We start from the raw sequence: 20,082 nt of genomic DNA, 5'->3' as shown, positions 1-20,082 counted from the left end.
CGTGTCGCGCTTCTCCAATCTGGGCCACCGGCTCTACCAGGGCGAGGTCAGCTTCGACTTCGTCGGTCGCCGCAAGCTCTGGTACAGCATCTCCGGCGTGATCGTGCTGGTCGCCGCCGTCGGCCTGGCCATGGGCCTGAAACTCGGCATCGAGTTCAAGGGCGGCTCGGTCTACACCGTCGCCAAGCCGGGGCTGAGCATCTCGCAGGCGCAGGACGCGGTGGACAAGATCGTCCACTCGCACCCGCTGGTGCAGGACGTGGACAACGGCAAGAAGATCCGCATCCAGGTCAGCTCCGAGGAGCAGGTCTCCTCGTCGGTCTTCACGGACAAGCTGTCCAAGGAGCTCGGCGTCCCGGTCGCCGAGATCGACACCCAGGTGATCGGCCCCAGCTGGGGTGAGCAGATCTCCAACAAGGCCCTCACCGGCCTGATCATCTTCATGGTCCTGGTGACGGTCTACCTGGCGATCGCCTTCGAGTGGCGGATGGCCGTGGCGGCCCTGGTCGCCCTCATCCACGACCTCCTGATCACCATCGGGGTCTACGCCCTGGTGGGCTTCGAGGTCACCCCCGGTACGGTGATCGGCTTCCTGACCATCCTCGGGTACTCGCTCTACGACACGGTGGTCGTCTTCGACACCGTGAAGGAGAACTCGAAGGGGCTCACCAAGCAGAACAAGATCACCTACAGCGAGGCGGCCAACGCGGGCCTCAACCAGACCCTGGTGCGCTCGCTCAACACCACGGTGGTCGCCCTGCTCCCGGTGGCGGCGCTGCTGTTCATCGGTGGCGGCCTCCTGGGCGCCGGCACGCTGAACGACATCTCGCTGGCCCTGTTCATCGGTCTCGCCGCCGGTGCCTACTCCTCGATCTGCGTCGCCACCCCGCTGCTCGCGCAGCTCAAGGAGGAGCAGCCGGAGATGAAGGCGCTGGCCAAGCGGGTCGCCCTGCGGCGGGCCTCGGAGGCCAAGAACGCCGCCGCGGCGGCGGCCGGCGAGGCGCCCGAGGGCGAGGAGATCGCCGACGGCGACCTGCCGGCGGGTATGGTCGGTCAGCGCGGCCGGGCGGCCGGCACCTCGCGTGCCAAGGGCCGTCCGTCCACCAAGCGCTGACACCGACCGACCGTAAGGACTCTTCGTGACCACCGCCGACACCGCACTGGCCGAGCTGCTGAACAGCCGGATCCGGGACGTCCCGGACTACCCGAAGCCGGGTGTGCTGTTCAAGGACATCGCGCCGCTGCTCGCCGACGCCGAGGCCTTCGCGGCCCTCACCAAGGCGCTGGCGGAGCGGGCGACGGCCCTCGGTGCGACCAAGGTGGTGGGCCTGGAGGCGCGCGGCTTCGTGCTGGCGGCCCCGGCGGCCTTCGCGGCCGGCCTCGGCTTCGTGCCGATCCGCAAGGAGGGCAAGCTGCCCGGCGAGGTGTTCCGGCGCTCGTACGAGCTGGAGTACGGCTCGGCGACGCTGGAGGTCCAGTGCGACGCCTTCGCACCCGGTGAGCGGGTGCTGGTGGTGGACGACGTGCTGGCCACCGGCGGGACGATCGGTGCCTCGCTGGACCTGGTCAAGGAGGCGGGCGCCGAGCTGGCGGGCGTCGTGGTCCTGATGGAGCTGGGCTTCCTGGACGGCCGGGACCGGCTGTCCGGGCACCTGGGCGGCGCGCCGCTGGAGACGCTGGTCACGGTCTGAGCGAACGGACGGAGGGCGGCGGTCGGATCATCCGACCGCCGCCCTCTGCGTGTCCGGGGCCGGGCGGCTGAACACGGGGGCGCCGGGCTCGGTACCATGAAGGTTCATCCCCTCCCGGTTGTGCGTGATGGTGCGAGCCGCACGAGGGGCCGGCCCGGTGCCCCGAGGAGTGTCCTTGCCCGACGAGGTTGTGCCCACGGCCGAAGCGGCCGCCCCCGAAAACCGTCCCACGCCCTCGGGGGCCACCCCGGCACGCCCGGCGCCCACCTCCTCGCGCCCGGTGGCTCCCGCGAGCCGCCCCTCCTCCTCCGGCGGCATGCGCGCCCGGCTGGCCCGCCTCGGCGGCCAGCGCTCCAGCGTGCTCAACCCCGTCCTGGAGCCGCTGTTCCGCTCGATCCGGGCCAACGACCCCAAGGCCGACCCGGCCCTGCTGCGGGACATCGAGAAGGCGTACGCCGTCGCGGAGAAGTGGCACCGCGGGCAGAAGCGCAAGAGCGGCGACCCGTACATCACCCACCCGCTGGCGGTCGCGACCATCCTGGCCGAGCTGGGCATGGACGCCCCGACCCTGATGGCCGGGCTGCTGCACGACACCGTCGAGGACACCGACTACGGCCTGGAGACCCTGCGCAAGGACTTCGGCGACTCGGTGGCCCTGCTGGTCGACGGTGTCACCAAGCTGGACCGGGTGAAGTTCGGCGAGGCCGCGCAGGCCGAGACCGTCCGCAAGATGGTCGTCGCGATGGCCAAGGACCCGCGGGTCCTGGTGATCAAGCTGGCCGACCGCCTGCACAACATGCGCACCATGCGCTACCTCAAGCGGGAGAAGCAGGAGAAGAAGGCCCGCGAGACGCTGGAGATCTACGCCCCGCTGGCGCACCGGCTGGGCATGAACACCATCAAGTGGGAGCTGGAGGACCTCGCCTTCGCGATCCTCTACCCCAAGATGTACGACGAGATCGTGCGCCTGGTCGCCGAGCGCGCCCCCAAGCGGGACGAGTACCTCGCGACCGTCATCGACCAGGTCCAGGGCGACCTGCGGGGCGCCCGGATCACGGCGTCCGTCACCGGCCGGCCGAAGCACTACTACTCGGTCTACCAGAAGATGATCGTCCGCGGCCGGGACTTCGCCGAGATCTACGACCTGGTGGGCATCCGGGTCCTGGTCGACACCGTCCGCGACTGCTACGCGGCGCTGGGCACCATCCACGCGCGGTGGAACCCGGTGCCGGGGCGGTTCAAGGACTACATCGCGATGCCCAAGTTCAACATGTACCAGTCGCTGCACACCACGGTGATCGGTCCCGGGGGCAAGCCCGTCGAGCTGCAGATCCGCACCTTCGACATGCACCGCCGGGCCGAGTACGGCATCGCCGCGCACTGGAAGTACAAGCAGCGCGCGGTGGCCGGCGCCTCCAAGGTCCGCACCGACACCCCGACCCAGACCCGCAAGGACGACAAGGCCGGCGCCGTCAACGAAATGGCCTGGCTGCGGCAGCTGCTGGACTGGCAGAAGGAGACCGAGGACCCGAGCGAGTTCCTGGAGTCGCTGCGCTTCGACCTCTCCAACAACGAGGTCTTCGTCTTCACGCCCAAGGGCGACGTGATAGCGCTGCCGGCCGGCGCCACCCCGGTGGACTTCGCCTTCGCCGTCCACACCGAGGTCGGGTACCGCTGCATAGGGGCGCGGGTCAACGGGCGGCTGGTGCCGCTGGAGTCGACCCTGGAGAACGGCGACAGCGTCGAGGTCTTCACCTCCAAGGCGGAGAACGCCGGTCCGTCCCGCGACTGGCTCGGCTTCGTCAAGTCCCCGCGCGCCCGCAACAAGATCCGGGCCTGGTTCTCCAAGGAGCGCCGCGAGGAGGCGATCGAGCACGGCAAGGAGGCGATCGCCCGGGCGATGCGCAAGCAGGGCCTGCCGATCCAGCGGATCCTGACCGGCGACTCGTTGGTCACCCTGGCCCACGAGATGCGCTACCCGGACATCTCCTCGCTCTACGCGGCGATCGGCGAGGGCCACGTCGCCGCGCAGAACATCGTGCAGAAGCTGGTGCAGGCGCTCGGCGGCGAGGAGGGCGCCACCGAGGACCTGGCCGAGACCGCCACGCCGACGCACGACACCCGCCGGGCGGCGCGCCGCCGGGCCAAGGGCGATCCGGGCGTCATCGTCAAGGGCGTCGAGGACGTCTGGGTCAAGCTGTCGCGGTGCTGCACCCCGGTGCCGGGCGACCCGATCGTCGGCTTCGTCACCCGCGGCAACGGCGTCTCGGTGCACCGCGCCGACTGCGTCAACGTGGAGGCGCTCAGCCAGCAGCCCGAGCGGATGATCGAGGTCGAGTGGGCGGCCACCCAGTCGTCCGTCTTCCTGGTGGCCATCCAGGTCGAGGCGCTGGACCGTTCCCGGCTGCTCTCGGACGTCACCCGGGTCCTCTCCGACCAGCACGTCAACATCCTGTCGGCGGCGGTGCAGACCTCCCGCGACCGGGTGGCGATGAGCCGCTTCACCTTCGAGATGGGCGACCCGAAGCACCTCGGTCACGTCCTGAAGGCCGTCCGCGGCGTGGAGGGCGTCTACGACGTCTACCGGGTCACCTCGGCCCGCAAGTAGGCCCGAGCCGGCCCGCAGCCCCGGGGCGGCAGCCACGGCCGGCAACGCGAAGGGCCCCGGGAACTCCCGGGGCCCTTCGTCGTGTCGTGCTGTCCGGCGCCGGCCGGATCAGCCGCTGAACTCCTCCTGGCTGCGGTGCGCCTGCTCCAGCAGGGTCTGCACGCCGGCCAGCTCGGACTCCAGCTTGGCGACCTTGCTCGCGTTGCCAGCCGCGCGGGCCTTGTCCAGGTCGGCCTGGATCTTCTCGGCCTTGGCCTCGAACAGGCCGACCATGCCGGCGGCGCGCGCCTTGGCCTCCGGGTTCGAGCGCTTCCACTCGCTGTCCTCGGCCTCGCGGATCGCCCGCTCGACCGTGTTCAGCCGGGCGTCCAGCTTCGGCCGGGCGTCGCGCGGCACGTGCCCGATCGCCTCCCAGCGCTCGTTGACGTCGCGCAGCGCGGCCTTGGCGGCCTTCAGGTCGGTGATCGGCAGGATCGCCTCGGCCTCGGCCGCCAGCGCCTCCTTGAGCTTCTGGTTGCCGACCTGCTCGGCGTCGCGCTCGCTGAACACCGCGGACCGGGCCTGGAAGAAGACGTCCTGGGCGCCGCGGAACCGCGCCCACAGCTCGTCCTCGATGTCCCGCTGGGCGCGCCCTGCGGCCTTCCAGCGCGCCATCAGGTCGCGGTAGCGGGCCGCGGTCTCGCCCCACTCGGTGGACGAGGAGAGCGCCTCGGCCTCGGTGACCAGCCGCTCCTTGGTGGCCCGGGCCTGGTCGCGCTCGGCGTCCAGGGTCGCGAAGTGGGCCTTGCGGTGCTTCGAGAAGACCGAGCGGGCGTGCGAGAAGCGGTGCCACAGCTCGTCGTCGCTCTTGCGGTCCAGCCGGGGCAGGCCCTTCCAGGTGTCCACCAGCGCGCGCAGCCGGTCCCCGGCCTCCCGCCACTGGGTGGACTCGGCGAGCCGCTCGGCCTCCGCGACCAGCTCCTCCTTGGCCGTACGGGTCTCGTCCTGTGCCTTGGCGCGGGCCGCCTTGCGCTCCTCGCGGCGGCTCTCGATGTCACCGGCGAGCGCGTCCAGCCGCTTGGCCAGCGCGTCCAGGTCGCCGACCGCGTGCCCCTCGGTCACCTGCGCGCGCAGGTGGTCCAGCGCGGCCTGGGCGTCCTTGGCGGCCAGGTCGGTGGTGCGCACCCGCTTCTCCAGCAGGCCGATCTCCACCTCGATGCCCTGGTACTTGCGCTCGAAGTAGGCGAGAGCCTCTTCGGGCGAGCCGGCCTGCCAGGAACCCACGACGCGTTCGCCGTCGGCCGTCCTGACGTAGACCGTGCCCTGCTCGTCGACACGGCCCCACGGGTCGCTGCTCATAGCGCGTCCTCCACATGACGTCGCGCCCGCGCCGAGGCGGTACGCGTACGTCGTCCACAGTTGATGTGCGGCGGACCGATGGGTCCGCCGTCCCGTCCGCCGTGCTTTGCTGCCGAGGGTGACGGCCGGCGGGTCTGGGCACCCTACACAACGCCAACATAGGCGACCAGGCCCGGTGCTGTCCGCATCCGGGCCGGGCGATTTCGGGCCGGGACCGCGCCGGCGCGCCGCGCGGGCGGGCGCGGCGCGGTCCCGGTAGGGGTCAACCCTTCGCGGCGGTCACCGAGTTGAGGGTGACGTCGGCCATCGGGTGGCCGTCCGTCCCGCCCTCCAGGGTGCCCGCGGCGGCGATCTTCTGGAGCACGTCCAGACCGCCGGTGATCTTGCCGAACGGGGTGTAGTTCGGGCCGAGCTGGGTGTCCTTGTAGACCAGGAAGAACTGGCTGCCGTTGGTGCCCGGGCCGGAGTTGGCCATCGCCAGGGTGCCCGCCGGGTACGTCGCACCGGTCAGGTTCTCGTCGGCGAACTTGTAGCCGGGGCCGCCGGTGCCGCCCGGGTTGGTCGCGCTGGCGGTCGGGTCGCCGCACTGCAGCACGTAGATGCCGCCGGTGGTGAGCCGGTGGCACTTGGTGTGGTCGAAGTACTGCTGGCCGGCCAGGAAGGCGAAGGAGTTCACCGTGTGCGGCGCCTTGGCCGCGTCCAGTGAGAGCGTCACCTTGCCGCAGTTGGTGTCCAGGGTCGCCGTGTAGCTGCCGGCGGTGTCGATGCTCATGGCCGGCTCGGCCTGCCACTGCTTGCCGTTCGGCGTGCCCGGCGCCGGGTCGCCACAGCCCTCGACCGGCTTGCGGGTCGGGGTGGTGGGCTCCTCGGTGGCGGTCGGCGCGGCCTGCGCGGAGGACGTGCTGTCCTTCTTGTCGTCCGAGTCGAAGGCACCCGTGCCCACCAGGGCACCGCCGCCCGCGAGCACGACCACGGCGAGCGAGCTGCCGAGGATCGTGTTGCGACGCCGGCGCGCGGCGTGGATCTCGGCCCGGCGCTGCGCCTGGCGCTCGTACTTCTCGCGGGCGAGCTGCCGCCGCCGCTGTTCGCTGGTGACCACCGGCCGTGTCTCCTACATGGGTGCTGTCGGCCCCTCCTGTCCAGGGGCGGACAAGGGGGGATCGTGTGCGGATGCTGAAGCGGATCATCGCATCCATCGGCGGCCAAGTGTAGGGACCGCGGCTGTAAGAACGCGGTGAACCTGTCAGGCGGAAGTGAACCCGTCACCCCTATCTGGTTCGCAACCCGACCCGGACCGCCGGTAGGCTTCCGTTACATCACATCGTGTAGCCGCATCCCGCAGCCGCCACGGCCGACCCGAATCACGAAGGACGCGCGTTGTTCATCGCCGGATTCCCCGCTGGAGCCTGGGGCACCAACTGCTACCTGGTCGCACCGGCCGCCGGCGAGGAGTGCGTCATCGTGGACCCGGGCCACCAGGCCGCCCGCGGCGTGGAGGAGCTGGTCCGCGAGCACCGGCTGAAGCCGGTCGCGGTCGTCCTCACCCACGGCCACATCGACCACGTCGCCTCCGTGGTCCCGGTCTGCGGCGCGCGCGGCGTCCCGGCCTGGATCCACCCCGAGGACCGCTACATGATGGCCGACCCGGAGAAGGCGCTCGGCCGCTCGCTCGGCACCCAGCTGATGGGCGAGCTCACCGTCGGCGAGCCCGACGACGTGCGCGAGCTCACCGACGGCAGCGTGCTGGAGCTGGCCGGCCTGAAGCTCACCGTCGACCACGCGCCCGGCCATACCAAGGGGTCGGTGACGTTCCGGACGCCCGGTGCCGAGGAGCTCCCCCCGGTGCTCTTCTCGGGCGACCTGCTCTTCGCCGGCTCCATCGGGCGCACGGACCTCCCGGGCGGGGACAGCGAGGCGATCCTGCGGTCGCTGGCCCGGGTGTGCCTGCCCCTCGACGACGCGACCGTGGTCCTCTCCGGCCACGGCGGACAGACCACCATCGGCCGCGAGCGCGCCACCAACCCCTACCTCCGACAGGCGGCGCGGAGCTCCGGCTCCGTCGAGGACACAGCCTTCCCGCGACGAGGAATGTGACGGAAGAGAAGTTGAGCACCTTCACCGCCCCCAAGGGCACCTACGACCTGCTGCCCCCCAGCTCCGCGACCTTCCTGGCGATCCGCGAGCGGATCGCCGCGCCGGCCCGCCGGGCCGGCTACGGCTACATCGAGACCCCGGTCTTCGAGGACGTGAAGCTCTTCTCCCGCGGCGTCGGCGAGTCCACCGACATCGTCAGCAAGGAGATGTACACCCTCACCACCAAGGGCGGCGACGAGCTCGCGCTGCGCCCCGAGGGCACCGCCTCGGTGCTGCGCGCCGCGCTCCAGGCCAATCTGCACAAGCAGGGCAACCTGCCGGTGAAGCTCTGGTACTCCGGCTCCTACTACCGCTACGAGCGGGCGCAGAAGGGCCGCTACCGCCAGTTCTCGCAGGTCGGCGCCGAGGCGATCGGCGCCGAGGACCCGGCCCTGGACGCCGAGCTGATCATCCTGGCCGACGACGCCTTCCGCTCGCTGGGCCTGAGCAACTACTCGCTGCTGCTCAACAGCCTCGGCGACAAGCAGTGCCGCCCGGTCTACCGGGCCGCGCTGGTGGAGTTCCTCGCCGGCCTCGACCTGGACGAGGACACCCGCCGCCGGGCCGAGATCAACCCGCTGCGCGTGCTGGACGACAAGCGCGAGTCGGTGCAGGCCCAGCTCGGCGGCGCGCCGATGCTGCGCGACTTCCTCTGCGAGGAGTGCAAGGCCTACGACGAGAAGGTCCGCGAGCTGCTCACCGCCAACGGCGTGGCCTTCGTCGACGACCCCAAGCTGGTCCGCGGGCTGGACTACTACACCCGCACCACCTTCGAGTTCGTGCACAACGGCCTCGGCGCGCAGTCCGCGATCGGCGGCGGCGGCCGCTACGACGGGCTCTCCGAGATGATCGGCGGCCCCGCGCTGCCGTCCGTCGGCTGGGCCCTCGGCGTGGACCGCAGCTACCTGGCGATGGAGGCCGAGGGCGTCGTCCTCGACCTGCCGGCCGCCACCTCCGTCTACGCCGTCGCGCTCAGCGACGAAGCCAAGAACGTCCTCTTCGCCAAGGTGGTCGAGCTGCGCCGCGAGGGCGTCGCCACCGACCTCGCCTTCGGCGTCAAGGGCATCAAGAACGCGATGAAGTCCGCGGACCGTTCCGGCGCCCGCTTCGCCGTGCTCGCCGGTGACCGGGACCTCGCCGACGGCGTCGTCCAGCTCAAGGACCTGACCACCGGCGAGCAGAACCCCGTCGCCCTCGACGCTCTCGTCACCACCCTGAAGGAGAAGCAGCTGTGATCCGCACGCACGACGCGGGCACGCTCCGCCCGGAGCACGCAGGCACCACCGTCACCCTGGCCGGCTGGGTCGCCCGCCGCCGAGACCACGGCGGCGTGGCCTTCATCGACCTGCGGGACGCCTCCGGCACCGTGCAGATCGTGGTCCGCGACCTCGACTCGGTGCACGGCCTGCGCGCCGAGTACTGCGTCAAGGTCGTCGGCGACGTCCGCGTGCGGCCCGAGGGCAACGAGAACCCGGACATCCCGACCGGTGCCGTCGAGGTCGTGGTCAGCGAGATCGAGGTGCTCTCCGAGGCCGCCCCGCTGCCCTTCCCGGTCGCCGAGTACGAGCCCGGTACGGTCAACGAGGAGGTCCGCCTCCGCTACCGCTACCTGGACCTGCGCCGCGAGGGCCCGGCCAAGGGCCTGCGCCTGCGCTCCAAGGTCAACAACATCATCCGCCGGGTGATGGAGGAGAACGACTACCTCGACATCGAGACGCCGTACCTCACCCGCTCCACCCCCGAGGGCGCCCGCGACTTCCTCGTCCCGGTCCGCCTGCAGCCCGGCCACTGGTACGCGCTGCCGCAGTCGCCCCAGCTGTTCAAGCAGCTGCTGATGGTGGCCGGCATGGAGCGGTACTACCAGATCGCGCGCTGCTTCCGCGACGAGGACTTCCGCGCCGACCGCCAGCCGGAGTTCACCCAGCTGGACATCGAGGCCTCCTTCGTCGACCAGGAGGACGTCCTGGCCCTCGGCGAGAAGATCGTCGGCTCGATCTGGCGCGACGTGCACGGGTACGAGATCCCCAACCCGCTGCCCCGGATGACCTACGCGGACGCGATGTCCCGCTACGGCTCCGACAAGCCGGACGTCCGCTTCGGCCAGGAGCTCACGGACCTCACCGAGTACTTCGCCGGCACCGCGTTCCGCGTCTTCCAGGCCCCGTACGTCGGCGCCGTGGTCATGCCCGGCGGTGCCTCGCAGCCCCGCAAGGCGCTGGACGCCTGGCAGGACTGGGCCAAGGCGCGCGGCGCCCGCGGCCTGGCCTACGTGGTCATCGACGCCGAGACCGGCGAGCTGCGCGGCCCCGTCGCCAAGAACCTCTCCGAGGAGCACCTGGCCGGCCTGGCCGCCGCCGCGGGGGCCAAGAACGGCGACGCGATCTTCTTCGCGGCCGGCAAGGAGCGCCCCTCGCAGGAGCTGCTCGGCGCCGCCCGCCTGGAGATCGGCCGCCGCTGCGAGCTGATCGACGAGTCGCAGTGGGCCTTCCTCTGGGTCGTCGACTTCCCGATGTTCGAGCCGATCGAGGACGACAAGGGCGAGTTCCAGGGCTGGCACGCGGTGCACCACCCGTTCACCGCCCCGACCGCCGAGTCGCTCGCCACCTTCGACACCGACCCGGGCGCGGCGCTCTCCAACGCCTACGACCTGGTCCTCAACGGCTCGGAGCTGGGCGGCGGTTCGATCCGTATCCACCAGCGGGACGTGCAGAAGCGGGCGTTCGACGCGATCGGCCTCTCCGAGGAGGAGGCGGCCTCGCAGTTCGGCTTCCTGCTGGACGCCTTCAACTACGGCCCGCCGCCGCACGGTGGCGTCGCCTTCGGCCTCGACCGGATCGTCACCCTGCTCGGCGGGTACGACACCATCCGGGACGTCATCGCCTTCCCGAAGACGTCCACCGGCGGTGACCCGCTGACCGGTGCCCCGACCCCGATCACCCCGGCGCAGCGTCGCGAGGCCGGCGTCGACGCCCAGCCGAAGGTCCGCGAGGACGCCAAGGCCGCCGAGGCCAAGTCCGAGGCCCAGCCCAAGGCCTGACGCTCGATCGGCTAACCTTTCACGGCCCCGGACGGCATACCCGCCGTCCGGGGCCGGTCCACAACGGTGTGCGACGGAGAGAGGCTTCCCCCCATGAAGGTCACCACCAGAATCGAGTGTCCCGAGGACGCGCCCGCCACCAGACGGGTCCACATGGCCGCCTTCCCCGGCCCCGACGAGGCCGACCTGGTGGACGCGCTGCGCCGCGACCCCGCCTGGCTGCCCGGGCTGTCCGTGGTCGCGGTGGACGAGACCGGACTGGTGGTCGGCCACGCGCTGCTCACCCGGCTGCGGGTCGGCGACGGCCCGGGCCTCGCGCTGGCGCCCGTCGCGGTCGCCCCGGAGTGGCAGCGCAAGGGGGTCGGCGAGCTCGTCGTCCGGGCCGCGCTGACGGCCGCGGAGGAGGCGGCGGAGAAGCTCGTCGTCGTCCTCGGCGATCCGGACTACTACGGCCGGTTCGGCTTCACCCCGGCCGGGCAGCACGAGGTCACCGGCCCGTTCGAGGTGCCGGAGGCCTACTTCCAGGCACTCGCCCTGCCGGCGTACGACGGCGGCCCGCGCGGCCTCTGCCGCTACCCGGAGCCCTTCGAGGCGGCCTGACCCCGCCGGCGGCCCGACCGTCCGCGTCGGCTCAACCGTTCGCGTCGGCCCAACCCGACTGGCCCGGGATCGCCGGGCCGGCCGAGAACCCGACCGTCGCCCGGCAGCTGCGCACGAACGCGGCCATGGCGGGCGTCAGCTCCCGGCCCTTCGGCCAGTACAGCCCGACCTGACTCGGGGGCAGCCCCCGCACCGGCCGGTACGCGACATCCTCCCGCGCCGCCAGCCTGCTCATCGCCTCCGGGGCGAAGCCGATGCCCTGGCCGCACACCACCGCGGCCAGCCACTCGTCGGAGTTGTGCGCCACCGCGCCGATCCGCACCGGCCGGCCGCCCCGCTCCCGGACCGCCAACCAGTAGTCGCGCCACTGCCCGGCCTCCAGCGGGATCGCCACGAAGGGCTCGTCCAGCAGCTCGCCGAACTCGATCACGTCCTGGGCGGCCAGCCGGTGCCCGGCCGGCAGCGCCGCGCAGCGCGGCTCCTCGCCCAGCACCGCGACGTTGTACTGCTCGGAGATCGACGGCGGCGCGTGCCAGAGCGTCAGGTCGATCTCCCCGCTGGCGAGGCCCGAGGTCGGGTCGAACCAGTTGTTCTGCCGCAGCTCGACCTGCCAGCCGGGCATCCGCCGGGTGAAGTCCGCCACCGTCCGGCGGGTCATCAGGTTGATGATGCCGCCCTCGAAGCCCACCCGCAGCGTCGAGCCCTGCTCGGCCGCCGCCGCCCGGGTGGCGCGCAGCGCGTCGTCCCAGCCGGCCAGCATCGTGCCGGTGTGCTCGGCCAGCGCCCGGCCGGCGCGGGTGGGTGCCATGCCCCGGCGCGAGCGCTCGAACAGCTCCACCCCGAGCAGGGCCTCCAGCTGGCGGATCTGCTTGGTGAGGGTCGGCTGCGAGACGAACAGCCGGGCCGCCGCGGCCGTCAGCTGGCCCTCCTCGCAGACCGCGGCGAAGCTGCGCAGCAGTCGGGTGTCCACGTCCATGCCCCAAGGTTATGGAACGGGATATTGGACCGGTCCGGCAGGTCTGCGACATGGTTGATCGCTCGGCCCGCGGGCCGGGCCACGGGGGAGCCCGGCAGCGGCGGTTCAGGGGGCCGCCGCTGCCGGACCGGCGCCGACGACCTGCGCGAACCCCGGGTTGCGCCTACGGTGAGGGCTCATCAGCCCTTGCCGAACGGAGGCACCCAGGTGGCAGCCAAGGCCGAGCGCGTCACCGGCACCGGGCCGGAGCACCAGCGGGAACGGCTCGCGAAGAAGCCGTACGAGCGGGAGCTGCTGCGGCTCCAGAACGAGCTGGTGAAGCTCCAGGAGTGGGTGCGGGCCGAGGGCGCCCGGCTGGTGGTCGTCTTCGAGGGGCGCGACGCGGCGGGCAAGGGCGGCGCGATCAAGCGGGTGACGGAGTACCTGAACCCGCGCATCGCCCGCGTGGCGGCGCTGCCCACCCCCACCGAGCGCCAGCGCACCCAGTGGTACTTCCAGCGGTACGTCGAGCAGCTGCCGGCCGCCGGGGAGATCGTGCTCTTCGACCGCAGCTGGTACAACCGGGCCGGCGTCGAGAAGGTGATGGGCTTCTGCACGCCCGAGGAGTACTGGCAGTTCCTGCACCAGTGCCCGACCTTCGAGCAGATGCTGATCGAGGCGGGCATCCTGCTGCGCAAGTACTGGTTCTCGGTGAGCGACACCGAGCAGGAGCGGCGGTTCCGGGCCCGGCTGGAGGACCCGATGCGCCGCTGGAAGCTCTCCCCGATGGACATCGAGTCGATCAGCCGCTGGGAGGACTACTCGCGGGCCAAGGACGAGATGTTCATCCACACCGACACCCCGGACTCGCCGTGGAACGTGGTGGAGAGCGACGACAAGCGCCGGGCCCGGATCAACATGATCGCCCACCTGCTCTCCACCGTCCCGTACCACGAGGTGGCGCCGCGGCCGATCGAGCTGCCGCCCCGGCCGCGCTCGCGCGGCTACCAGCGCCCGCCGCGCGACCTGCAGACCTACGTGCCGGACCACGCGGCGGGGATCGGGTAGCCCGCTCCTCCGAACGGCTCCGCGGCGTTGCCGGTACCGGGCCCGGAGCGTGCGATGGGAGGTGCTCAGCAAGGCGCGGGCGCCCGCCGCGGGGCCCGCCGGACGGCAGGAGAACCGCCCATGTTCGTTCGTACCGTCTACGCGACCGGTGATCCGGCCGAGCTCGACCGGGCCCTCGACGGGCTGCGCGCCGAGGCGGTCGGCCTGCTCTCCGGCCAGCCCGGGTACCGGGGCTTCGGCCTGTTCGCCGACCGGGAGCTCGGGATCCTCACCATGGGGTCCTGGTGGGAGAGCGAGCAGGCGCAGCGGGACAGCGACGCGCAGCTGCGCGGGCGGCGTGCCGAGCTGCTGGCGCCCTTCGCGGGAACGGTGACCGGTGACGTCTGGGAGGCCGTGGTGGCCGTCCGGCCCGCCCAGGCCGGCCCCGGCGCCTGGTTCCGGATGACCATGTTCGACTTCGACCGGGCGCGGGCCGACCGGCTGGCCGCCGCGTACCGCGAGGTGTCGCTGCCCGCGCTGCGGCAGAACGACGGGTACCTCGGCGGCTCCATGCTGCTCGCCGTCGAGGACGAGCGCGGCGCGGTGGGCGGCCTCTTCGCCGACCGGGCGGCCCTGGTGGCCTCCCGCGGCCCGGTCGCGCGGGCGCGGGCGGAGGCGGTGGCGGCCGGGGGGATCACCGTGCGCTCGGTGCAGGAGTTCGAGGCCGTCCTGCTGGACCTGCCGAACCGGCGCTAGCCGCGTCGTCCGGTCGGTGCCGGTACCCCCGGCGGGACCGGGCCGGCCCGGCGTACCGGCACCGGCGGGCCCGAGGGGGCCGGGGCTGTCGGTCGGCTCGCATAGGCTTCCGGTGTGGACGAACCGGACCTCTTCACCGCCGCCGCCGAGGAACGCCAGGCCAAGGAGCCCGGCCGGGCCCCGCTCGCCGTACGGATGCGCCCGCGCACCCTGGACGAGGTCGCCGGGCAGCGGCAGCTGCTGAAGGCCGGCTCGCCGCTGCGCCGGCTCGTCGTGGGCTCGCGCGGTCCGGCGGCGACCAGCTCGGTGATCCTCTGGGGCCCGCCCGGCACCGGCAAGACCACCCTGGCGCACGTGATCAGCCAGTCCGTCGAGGGCCGCTTCGTCGAGCTGTCCGCGATCACCGCGGGCGTCAAGGAGGTCCGCGCGGTCATCGAGGGCGCCCGCCGGGCGGTCGGCATGAGCGGCAAGGAGACGGTGCTCTTCCTGGACGAGATCCACCGCTTCTCCAAGGCCCAGCAGGACTCGCTGCTGCCCGCCGTGGAGAACCGCTGGGTCACCCTGATCGCCGCGACCACCGAGAACCCGTACTTCTCGGTGATCTCCCCGCTGCTGTCGCGCTCGCTGCTGCTCACCCTGGAGTCGCTGACCGACGAGGACATCCGCGCCCTGCTGCACCGCGCGGTGGCCGACGAGCGCGGCCTGGAGGGCGCGCTGGAGCTCACCGCGGAGGCCGAGGACCACCTGGTCCGGCTGGCCGGCGGGGACGCCCGGCGGGCGCTCACCACGCTGGAGGCGGCGGCCGGGGCGGCCCTGGAGAAGGGCGAGGCGAGCATCACGCTGGCCACCACCGAGACGGCCGTCAACCAGGCCGCGGTGCGCTACGACAAGGACGGCGACCAGCACTACGACGTGGCCAGCGCGCTGATCAAGTCGATCCGGGGCAGTGACGTGGACGCCACCCTGCACTACCTGGCCCGGATGATCGAGGCGGGGGAGGACCCCCGGTTCATCGCCCGGCGGCTGATGATCTCGGCGAGCGAGGACGTCGGCCTGGCCGATCCGACGGCGCTGGCCACGGCGGTCGCGGCGGCCCAGGCGGTGGCGCTGATCGGCTTCCCGGAGGCGCGGATCATCCTCTCCCAGGCGGCGATCGCGCTGGCGCTGGCGCCCAAGTCCAACGCCGCCTACCTGGCCATCGACGCGGCGCTGGCCGACGTCCGGCAGGGCCTGGCGGGTGCGGTGCCGCCGCACCTGCGGGACGCGCACTACGGCGGCGCGGGCAAGCTCGGGCACGGCCAGGGCTACCAGTACCCGCACGACCTGCCGGAGGGCATCGCGGCGCAGCAGTACGCGCCGGACGCCGTGCACGGCAAGGCGTACTACCGGCCGACCCGGCACGGCGGCGAGGCCCGGTACGCGGACATCGTGGAGTGGACCAGGGCCCGGCTCAAGGGCGAGTGAACGGAGGGCCGGCGGCCGGCCCCGGGTCGAAGCGGCCCGTGGGCGAGCGGGCGAACGGCAGTGGGTATACTCGTGCGGAGTGCCGTGTCCCGGGCGCGGCGGCAGGGGTGACCCTGACCGACCGGCCGCACCAGCGGGGCAATGGCCGCGGCCTCCTCCGGGAGGCCCCAGGAGCGTCGCGCACCGTTTCGGTGTCGCGTGCAGCCCACCAACTCCGGTTCGGTGGGCCACTCGTGTGCTTGCACATTCGTGCCCGGCCTCGGAGAGCGGCTGATCGCACTGCCCTCGGGCGGTGGGGTTGTCTCCGGGCCGCGAGAAGCGACCTCCGTCAACACCTGGTGAAGCCGTATTCGTAAGCAAGGAAGGTTTGGTTCATGGCGAACCAGAAGCGTCCCAAGGTCAAGATCGCGCGTGCGCTCGGCGTGCCGCTGACCCCGAAGTCCGTCAAGTACTTCGAGGCCCGCCCGTACCCGCCCGGCCAGCACGGCCGTGGCCGCAAGCAGAACTCGGACTACAAGGTCCGTCTGCTCGAGAAGCAGCGTCTGCGCGCTCAGTACGACCTGAGCGAGAAGCAGATGGCGCGCGCGTTCGACCGCGCGAAGAAGGCCGAGGGCAAGACCGGTGAGGCGCTCGTCGCCGAGCTGGAGACCCGTCTGGACTCCCTGGTGCTGCGTTCGGGCATTGCCCGCACCATCTACCAGGCCCGCCAGATGGTCGTCCACGGTCACATCGAGGTCAACGGCGGCAAGGTCAACAAGCCGTCGTACCAGATGAAGCCGGGCTTCGTCGTGACTGTTCGCGAGCGCAGCAAGGAGAAGGTCCCGTTCCAGGTCGCCCGTGAGGGTGGCTACGCGGGCGAGGGCCAGACCCCGAAGTACCTCGAGGTCAACCTGAAGGCCCTGGCCTTCCGCCTGGACCGCGCGCCGCAGCGCAAGGAGGTCCCGGTGATCTGCGACGAGCAGCTCGTCGTCGAGTACTACTCGCGCTGACCCGCGAGCGGTACGCCTGCCGTACCACTGCGAGCCCCCGTCGCCTTTCGAGGCGGCGGGGGCTCGTCCCTTTGTGTGGTGCCCCGCCCGGTCCGGGCCGGGCTCAGATCTCCTCGCCGGCCATCGCGGCGGCCAGCCGCAGGTGCGGGCGGGCCTCCTCGGCGCGGCCCTGGCGCTCCAGGGTCCGGCCGAGCATCAGCCGCGCGTAGTCCTCGGCCGGGTGGGCGTCCAGGATCCGGCGCAGTTCGGCCTCGGCGCGGGGGAGCTGGGCCGAGTGGTAGTAGCTGCGGGCCAGCAGCAGCCGGACCGAGAGGTTGGCCGGCTCCTCGGCGAGGACGCCCTCCAGCATGCGGGCGGCGTCGGAGTACGCCTTGGAGTCGAAGTAGAACGTCGCGAGGCGGTACTCGTCGGCGGCGGTGTGGACGGTCACGGTTGCTCCTTCCGGGTGCCCGTCCGGCGGGGGTGCCGGTCGGGGTGCCGACCGCTGTAGCAATGGACAAGTTTCAACTATTCCTGGCCGGCGAGGGCTGCGGCGCCGGCGGTACCGGGCGCGGGCCCGGCAGCGCCCCCGGACCGCCCGCGCGGCCGTCCCCGCCGAGGGCCCGCCGGACGGCGGCGTCGAGGTCCAGCCGGGCGCCGCGGTCGAAGTACTCGGTGAACTCCTGCTCGGTCAGCCCGGCTCTGGCCCGTTCCTCGCAGTGCCGGTACGGGCCGTTGAAGGTGCGCGAGCCGAAGAACGGCTTGCCCACGGCCTGCCAGATCCGGTGGGCCGCGCCCTGCAGCACCCGGGCCTCGCGCAGGTCGCCCGGCCGGCCCGGCCCGGTGGGCTCGGTCTCCAGCAGCGCCAGCAGGTCGATCGCCAGCACGATGCCCAGCAGGTCGTGGAAGAGGTGGTTGAGCCGGACGCTCTCCCGGGCGCGCGCACGGGCCAGCCGCACCTCGCCGTCCATCCAGTGCGAGTACCCGAGCGCGTAGAGCCCGTAGGCGTACGCCCACTGCTCGCCGTGCTCCTCGCACAGCTCGCGGACCTGGCCGAGCCAGAACTCGCCGCTCTCCTGGTCGCCCTGGAACAGGTAGGCGATGCCGAGCTCGAACATGGCCATCAGCACGTTGCTGTTGAGCTCGCCGATCGTCCGGTAGTGCCAGAGCGCCTCCTCGAAGAGCTCGGCGGCGCGGGCCGGCTCGTCGCCGATCAGGGCCGCGCAGCCCTGCCGGTGGACGGCGTAGGCGAGCGCCCGGTCGTCGCCGGTGTCCAGCGCCTGGCGGCGGCACTCCTCCAGCGCGGGGCGGGCGGTGAGCAGGTCGCCCTGGAGGGTCGCCATGTAGCCGGTGACCCAGAGCGCCTTGGCGCGGGCCTCGGTCGGCTCGGGGTCGAGGGCGAGCGCGCGGTCCAGCCAGTGCCGGCCCTCGCCGAGGTGGCCGCAGCCGACCCAGTAGAACCAGAGCGTGCCCGCCAGCAGCAGGGCGAGCTGCTCCTCGCCCGGCTCGGCCAGGCAGAACTCCAGCGCCGCGCGGAGGTTGGAGTGGGCGAGTTCGGTGCGCTCGGCGGTCTCCGCCTGCCGGGGGCCGAACCACTCGACCTCGCCCCAGGTGGCCACGCCCAGGTACCAGTCGCGGTGGCGGCGCAGCAGCCGCTGCTCCTCGCCGGCCGCGCGCAGCCACTGCAGGCCGTACTCGCGCAGGGTGTCCAGCAGTCGGAACCGGACGCCGACGGTGCTCCCGTCCTCGGGCCGGTGGCCGGAAGGCGCGTCCGCCCGCAGCACCACGGACTTGTTGATCAGCTCGGAGACCAGGTCGAGCAGGTCGTCCGGTTCGATGCCCTCGCCGGCGCAGACGTACTCGGCGGCCTCCAGGTCGAAGCTCCCCGCGAAGACCGAGAGGCGTGCCCAGAGCAAACGTTCCTGCACCGTGCAGAGCTCGTGACTCCAGCCGATCGTCGTGCGAAGCGTCTGGTGGCGCGGCAGGGCCGCCCGGGCACCCCCGGTGAGCAGCCGGAACCGGTCGTTCAGCCGGGCGTCGATCTGCTCCACGGAGAGCGCGCGCAGCCGGCCGGCGGCCAGCTCCACGGCCAGCGGGATGCCGTCCAGCCGGCGGCAGAGCTGGGCGATGCCGTCGGCGGTGGCCGCGGAGATCTCGAAGGAGGGCAGCACCGCCCGGGCCCGGTCGGCGAACAGCTGCACCGCGTCCGGCAGCGCGCCGGGGCCGGCCGGGCCCACCGGCAGCGGTGCCAGGACCAGCAGGTGCTCGCCCGGGGCGCGCAGCGTCGTCCGGCTGGTGGTCAGCACCCGCAGGCCCGGCAGCGCCCGCAGCAGCGCGTCGGCCAGCTCCGCGCAGGCGTCCACCAGGTGCTCGCAGCCGTCCAGCACGATCAGCATCCGGCGCCCGGCGAGCTGCTCGGTCAGCACGTCCAGCGGTGGCCGGGCGGTGCCGTCGGTCAGCCGCAGGGCCTCCAGCACGGCGTGGCCGAGCAGCAGCCGGTCCTGCACCGGGGCGATCTCGACCAGCCAGGTGCCGTCCGGGAAGGCGCCGGCCGCCCGGGCCGCCGCGCGCAGGGCCAGCCGGCTCTTGCCCACGCCGCCGGGCCCGGTCACCGTCACCAGCCGGGCGGCGGCCAGCAGCCGGGCCAGCTCGGCCAGCTCCTGCCGCCGTCCGACGAAGCTGGTCACCTCCGCCGGGAGCCGGCCGGGCGCGGGCTCCCGGCGCGCCGCAGCCGCCCGGGGCTGTGCTGTCGAGTCGCCGGCCAAGCGCTGCTCCCGTCTCCGGGCCCGGACCTCCGCGGTCCGGGCGTGCCCATGGGCCGTACAGGCGACGGCCCGCCTGGCAGAACGAGGTGACCGACCGGTAGGTTACGCGCGCGGCTCGCACACCCGACCGGATCCGCCCGGCGGGCGCGGGGACGCCCCCGGCCGATATCCGGTCCGGAAACCGGCCGTGGTCGCGATAGGGTCTCCTTCGGAGAACAGCAAGGCGAGGGAGCGCACAAGGTGTCCGTGGGAGAGCTGGCCGGGTTGCTCGTCGCCGTGTTCTGGGCGGTCCTGGTCACCCTGCTCGCCGTCGTGCTGGTGCGGCTCTCGCGGGTCCTCAAGGAGGCCGCCGTCCTGGTCTCCGCCGTGACCGAGCAGGCCGTGCCGCTGCTGACCGACGCCGGCGCCGCCGTGCGCAGCGCCAACGAGCAGCTGGAGCGGGTGGACGAGATCACCGCCAACGTCCAGGACGCCGCCGCCAACGCCAACGCCCTCTCCTCCACCGTCGCGGCCACCCTGGGCGGGCCGCTGGTCAAGGTCGCGGCCTTCAGCTACGGCGTCCGCAAGGCCGTCGCCAAGCAGAACGGCACTCTGCCGCTGCCCACCCAGCCGGGTGAGCGCGAGGAGCTGGCGCGGCTGATCCGGGCCGAGGTGCGCGCCGCGACCGCGGCCAGGAGCGGCCTGTTCGCCCGGGTCCGGCGCGCGGTGAGGGGCTGACGG

General features: G+C 72.7%; 17 protein-coding genes. 12 read left to right on the top strand and 5 right to left on the bottom strand.

The window, feature by feature from the left end; all coding sequences use genetic code 11:
• Position 1 precedes the first annotated feature (1 nt).
• The 3 genes from secF to ACWDRR_RS04650 all read left to right on the top strand — a co-directional run bounded on the left by secF (position 2) and on the right by ACWDRR_RS04650 (position 4,299).
• Positions 2-1,114, top strand: coding sequence for a protein translocase subunit SecF (gene secF / locus ACWDRR_RS04660; protein WP_449770720.1), 1,113 nt, complete (start codon positions 2-4; stop codon positions 1,112-1,114).
• 25 nt (positions 1,115-1,139) lie between these two features.
• Positions 1,140-1,691 (top strand): adenine phosphoribosyltransferase, encoded by a 552-nt coding sequence (locus ACWDRR_RS04655; RefSeq protein WP_449770719.1) that lies wholly within the window; start codon positions 1,140-1,142, stop codon positions 1,689-1,691.
• A 127-nt stretch (positions 1,692-1,818) separates the two neighbouring features.
• Positions 1,819-4,299: a RelA/SpoT family protein gene (locus ACWDRR_RS04650; protein WP_449770718.1), complete on the top strand. Its 2,481-nt coding sequence runs from the start codon at positions 1,819-1,821 to the stop codon at positions 4,297-4,299.
• Between the two features lie 108 nt (positions 4,300-4,407).
• Here ACWDRR_RS04650 and ACWDRR_RS04645 read toward each other — a convergent pair whose 3' ends face one another.
• Both ACWDRR_RS04645 and ACWDRR_RS04640 read right to left on the bottom strand, forming a co-directional pair.
• On the bottom strand, positions 4,408-5,637 hold the full coding sequence (locus ACWDRR_RS04645) for a DUF349 domain-containing protein (RefSeq protein WP_449770717.1): 1,230 nt from the start codon (positions 5,635-5,637) through the stop codon (positions 4,408-4,410).
• 262 nt (positions 5,638-5,899) lie between these two features.
• Entirely contained in the window at positions 5,900-6,736 is an 837-nt protein-coding gene (locus ACWDRR_RS04640) for a peptidylprolyl isomerase (protein ID WP_449770716.1), read from the bottom strand.
• 278 nt (positions 6,737-7,014) lie between these two features.
• On the opposite strand from ACWDRR_RS04640, the gene ACWDRR_RS04635 reads away from it, so the two are divergent.
• The 4 genes from ACWDRR_RS04635 to ACWDRR_RS04620 all read left to right on the top strand — a co-directional run bounded on the left by ACWDRR_RS04635 (position 7,015) and on the right by ACWDRR_RS04620 (position 11,407).
• Positions 7,015-7,731: an MBL fold metallo-hydrolase gene (locus ACWDRR_RS04635; protein ID WP_449770715.1), complete on the top strand. Its 717-nt coding sequence runs from the start codon at positions 7,015-7,017 to the stop codon at positions 7,729-7,731.
• Positions 7,732-7,742: 11 nt separating this feature from the next.
• Positions 7,743-9,005, top strand: a complete 1,263-nt coding sequence (gene hisS / locus ACWDRR_RS04630; RefSeq protein WP_449770714.1) for a histidine--tRNA ligase — start codon at positions 7,743-7,745, stop codon at positions 9,003-9,005.
• On the top strand, positions 9,002-10,807 hold the full coding sequence (gene aspS, locus ACWDRR_RS04625) for an aspartate--tRNA ligase (protein ID WP_449770713.1): 1,806 nt from the start codon (positions 9,002-9,004) through the stop codon (positions 10,805-10,807). Before hisS ends, aspS begins: the two co-directional genes overlap by 4 nt.
• Before the next feature lie 93 nt (positions 10,808-10,900).
• Entirely contained in the window at positions 10,901-11,407 is a 507-nt protein-coding gene (locus tag ACWDRR_RS04620) for a GNAT family N-acetyltransferase (protein ID WP_449770712.1), read from the top strand.
• Positions 11,408-11,438: 31 nt separating this feature from the next.
• Here the strand turns inward: ACWDRR_RS04620 and ACWDRR_RS04615 are convergent, their stop codons facing one another.
• Positions 11,439-12,383, bottom strand: coding sequence for a LysR family transcriptional regulator (locus ACWDRR_RS04615; RefSeq protein ID WP_449770711.1), 945 nt, complete (start codon positions 12,381-12,383; stop codon positions 11,439-11,441).
• 291 nt (positions 12,384-12,674) lie between these two features.
• Between ACWDRR_RS04615 and ppk2 the strand changes: the two genes are divergently transcribed.
• From ppk2 to rpsD, 4 genes are all read left to right on the top strand, one after another.
• A complete protein-coding gene (ppk2, locus tag ACWDRR_RS04610) occupies positions 12,675-13,430 on the top strand; it encodes a polyphosphate kinase 2 (protein ID WP_449770802.1) in 756 nt (251 codons plus the stop codon).
• Positions 13,431-13,550: 120 nt separating this feature from the next.
• Complete coding sequence (locus tag ACWDRR_RS04605; RefSeq protein ID WP_449770710.1) at positions 13,551-14,165, top strand: hypothetical protein; 615 nt, start codon at positions 13,551-13,553, stop codon at positions 14,163-14,165.
• A 114-nt stretch (positions 14,166-14,279) separates the two neighbouring features.
• Positions 14,280-15,629, top strand: coding sequence for a replication-associated recombination protein A (locus ACWDRR_RS04600; RefSeq protein ID WP_449770709.1), 1,350 nt, complete (start codon positions 14,280-14,282; stop codon positions 15,627-15,629).
• Positions 15,630-16,003: 374 nt separating this feature from the next.
• Positions 16,004-16,618 carry a 30S ribosomal protein S4 gene (gene rpsD / locus ACWDRR_RS04595; RefSeq protein ID WP_063346792.1) on the top strand — a complete coding sequence of 205 codons (615 nt, stop codon included), beginning with the start codon at positions 16,004-16,006 and terminating at the stop codon, positions 16,616-16,618.
• 103 nt (positions 16,619-16,721) lie between these two features.
• Here the strand turns inward: rpsD and ACWDRR_RS04590 are convergent, their stop codons facing one another.
• Together ACWDRR_RS04590 and ACWDRR_RS04585 are read right to left on the bottom strand one after the other, a co-directional pair.
• Positions 16,722-17,048, bottom strand: coding sequence for a tetratricopeptide repeat protein (locus tag ACWDRR_RS04590; RefSeq protein WP_449770708.1), 327 nt, complete (start codon positions 17,046-17,048; stop codon positions 16,722-16,724).
• Positions 17,049-17,121: 73 nt separating this feature from the next.
• Positions 17,122-19,284, bottom strand: coding sequence for an ATP-binding protein (locus ACWDRR_RS04585; RefSeq protein ID WP_449770707.1), 2,163 nt, complete (start codon positions 19,282-19,284; stop codon positions 17,122-17,124).
• 318 nt (positions 19,285-19,602) lie between these two features.
• On the opposite strand from ACWDRR_RS04585, the gene ACWDRR_RS04580 reads away from it, so the two are divergent.
• Positions 19,603-20,079 carry a DUF948 domain-containing protein gene (locus ACWDRR_RS04580; protein WP_449770706.1) on the top strand — a complete coding sequence of 159 codons (477 nt, stop codon included), beginning with the start codon at positions 19,603-19,605 and terminating at the stop codon, positions 20,077-20,079.
• Positions 20,080-20,082: the final 3 nt, after the last annotated feature.

The sequence above is a fragment of the Kitasatospora sp. NPDC003701 genome (assembly GCF_053587085.1).
The sequence above is the reverse complement of the archived record's forward strand: the minus strand, read 5'-3'. Positions and strand labels throughout refer to the sequence as shown.

Bases quoted from the DNA above. Each gene is read 5' to 3' on its own strand.
- ACWDRR_RS04650 (WP_449770718.1), top strand. From the start codon at position 1,819: ATGGTGCGAGCCGCACGAGGGGCCGGCCCGGTGCCCCGAGGAGTGTCC.
- ACWDRR_RS04645 (WP_449770717.1), bottom strand. From the start codon at position 5,637: ATGAGCAGCGACCCGTGGGGCCGTGTCGACGAGCAGGGCACGGTCTAC.
- ACWDRR_RS04620 (WP_449770712.1), top strand. From the start codon at position 10,901: ATGAAGGTCACCACCAGAATCGAGTGTCCCGAGGACGCGCCCGCCACC.
- ACWDRR_RS04615 (WP_449770711.1), bottom strand. From the start codon at position 12,383: ATGGACGTGGACACCCGACTGCTGCGCAGCTTCGCCGCGGTCTGCGAG.
- ACWDRR_RS04605 (WP_449770710.1), top strand. From the start codon at position 13,551: ATGTTCGTTCGTACCGTCTACGCGACCGGTGATCCGGCCGAGCTCGAC.
- rpsD (WP_063346792.1), top strand. From the start codon at position 16,004: ATGGCGAACCAGAAGCGTCCCAAGGTCAAGATCGCGCGTGCGCTCGGC.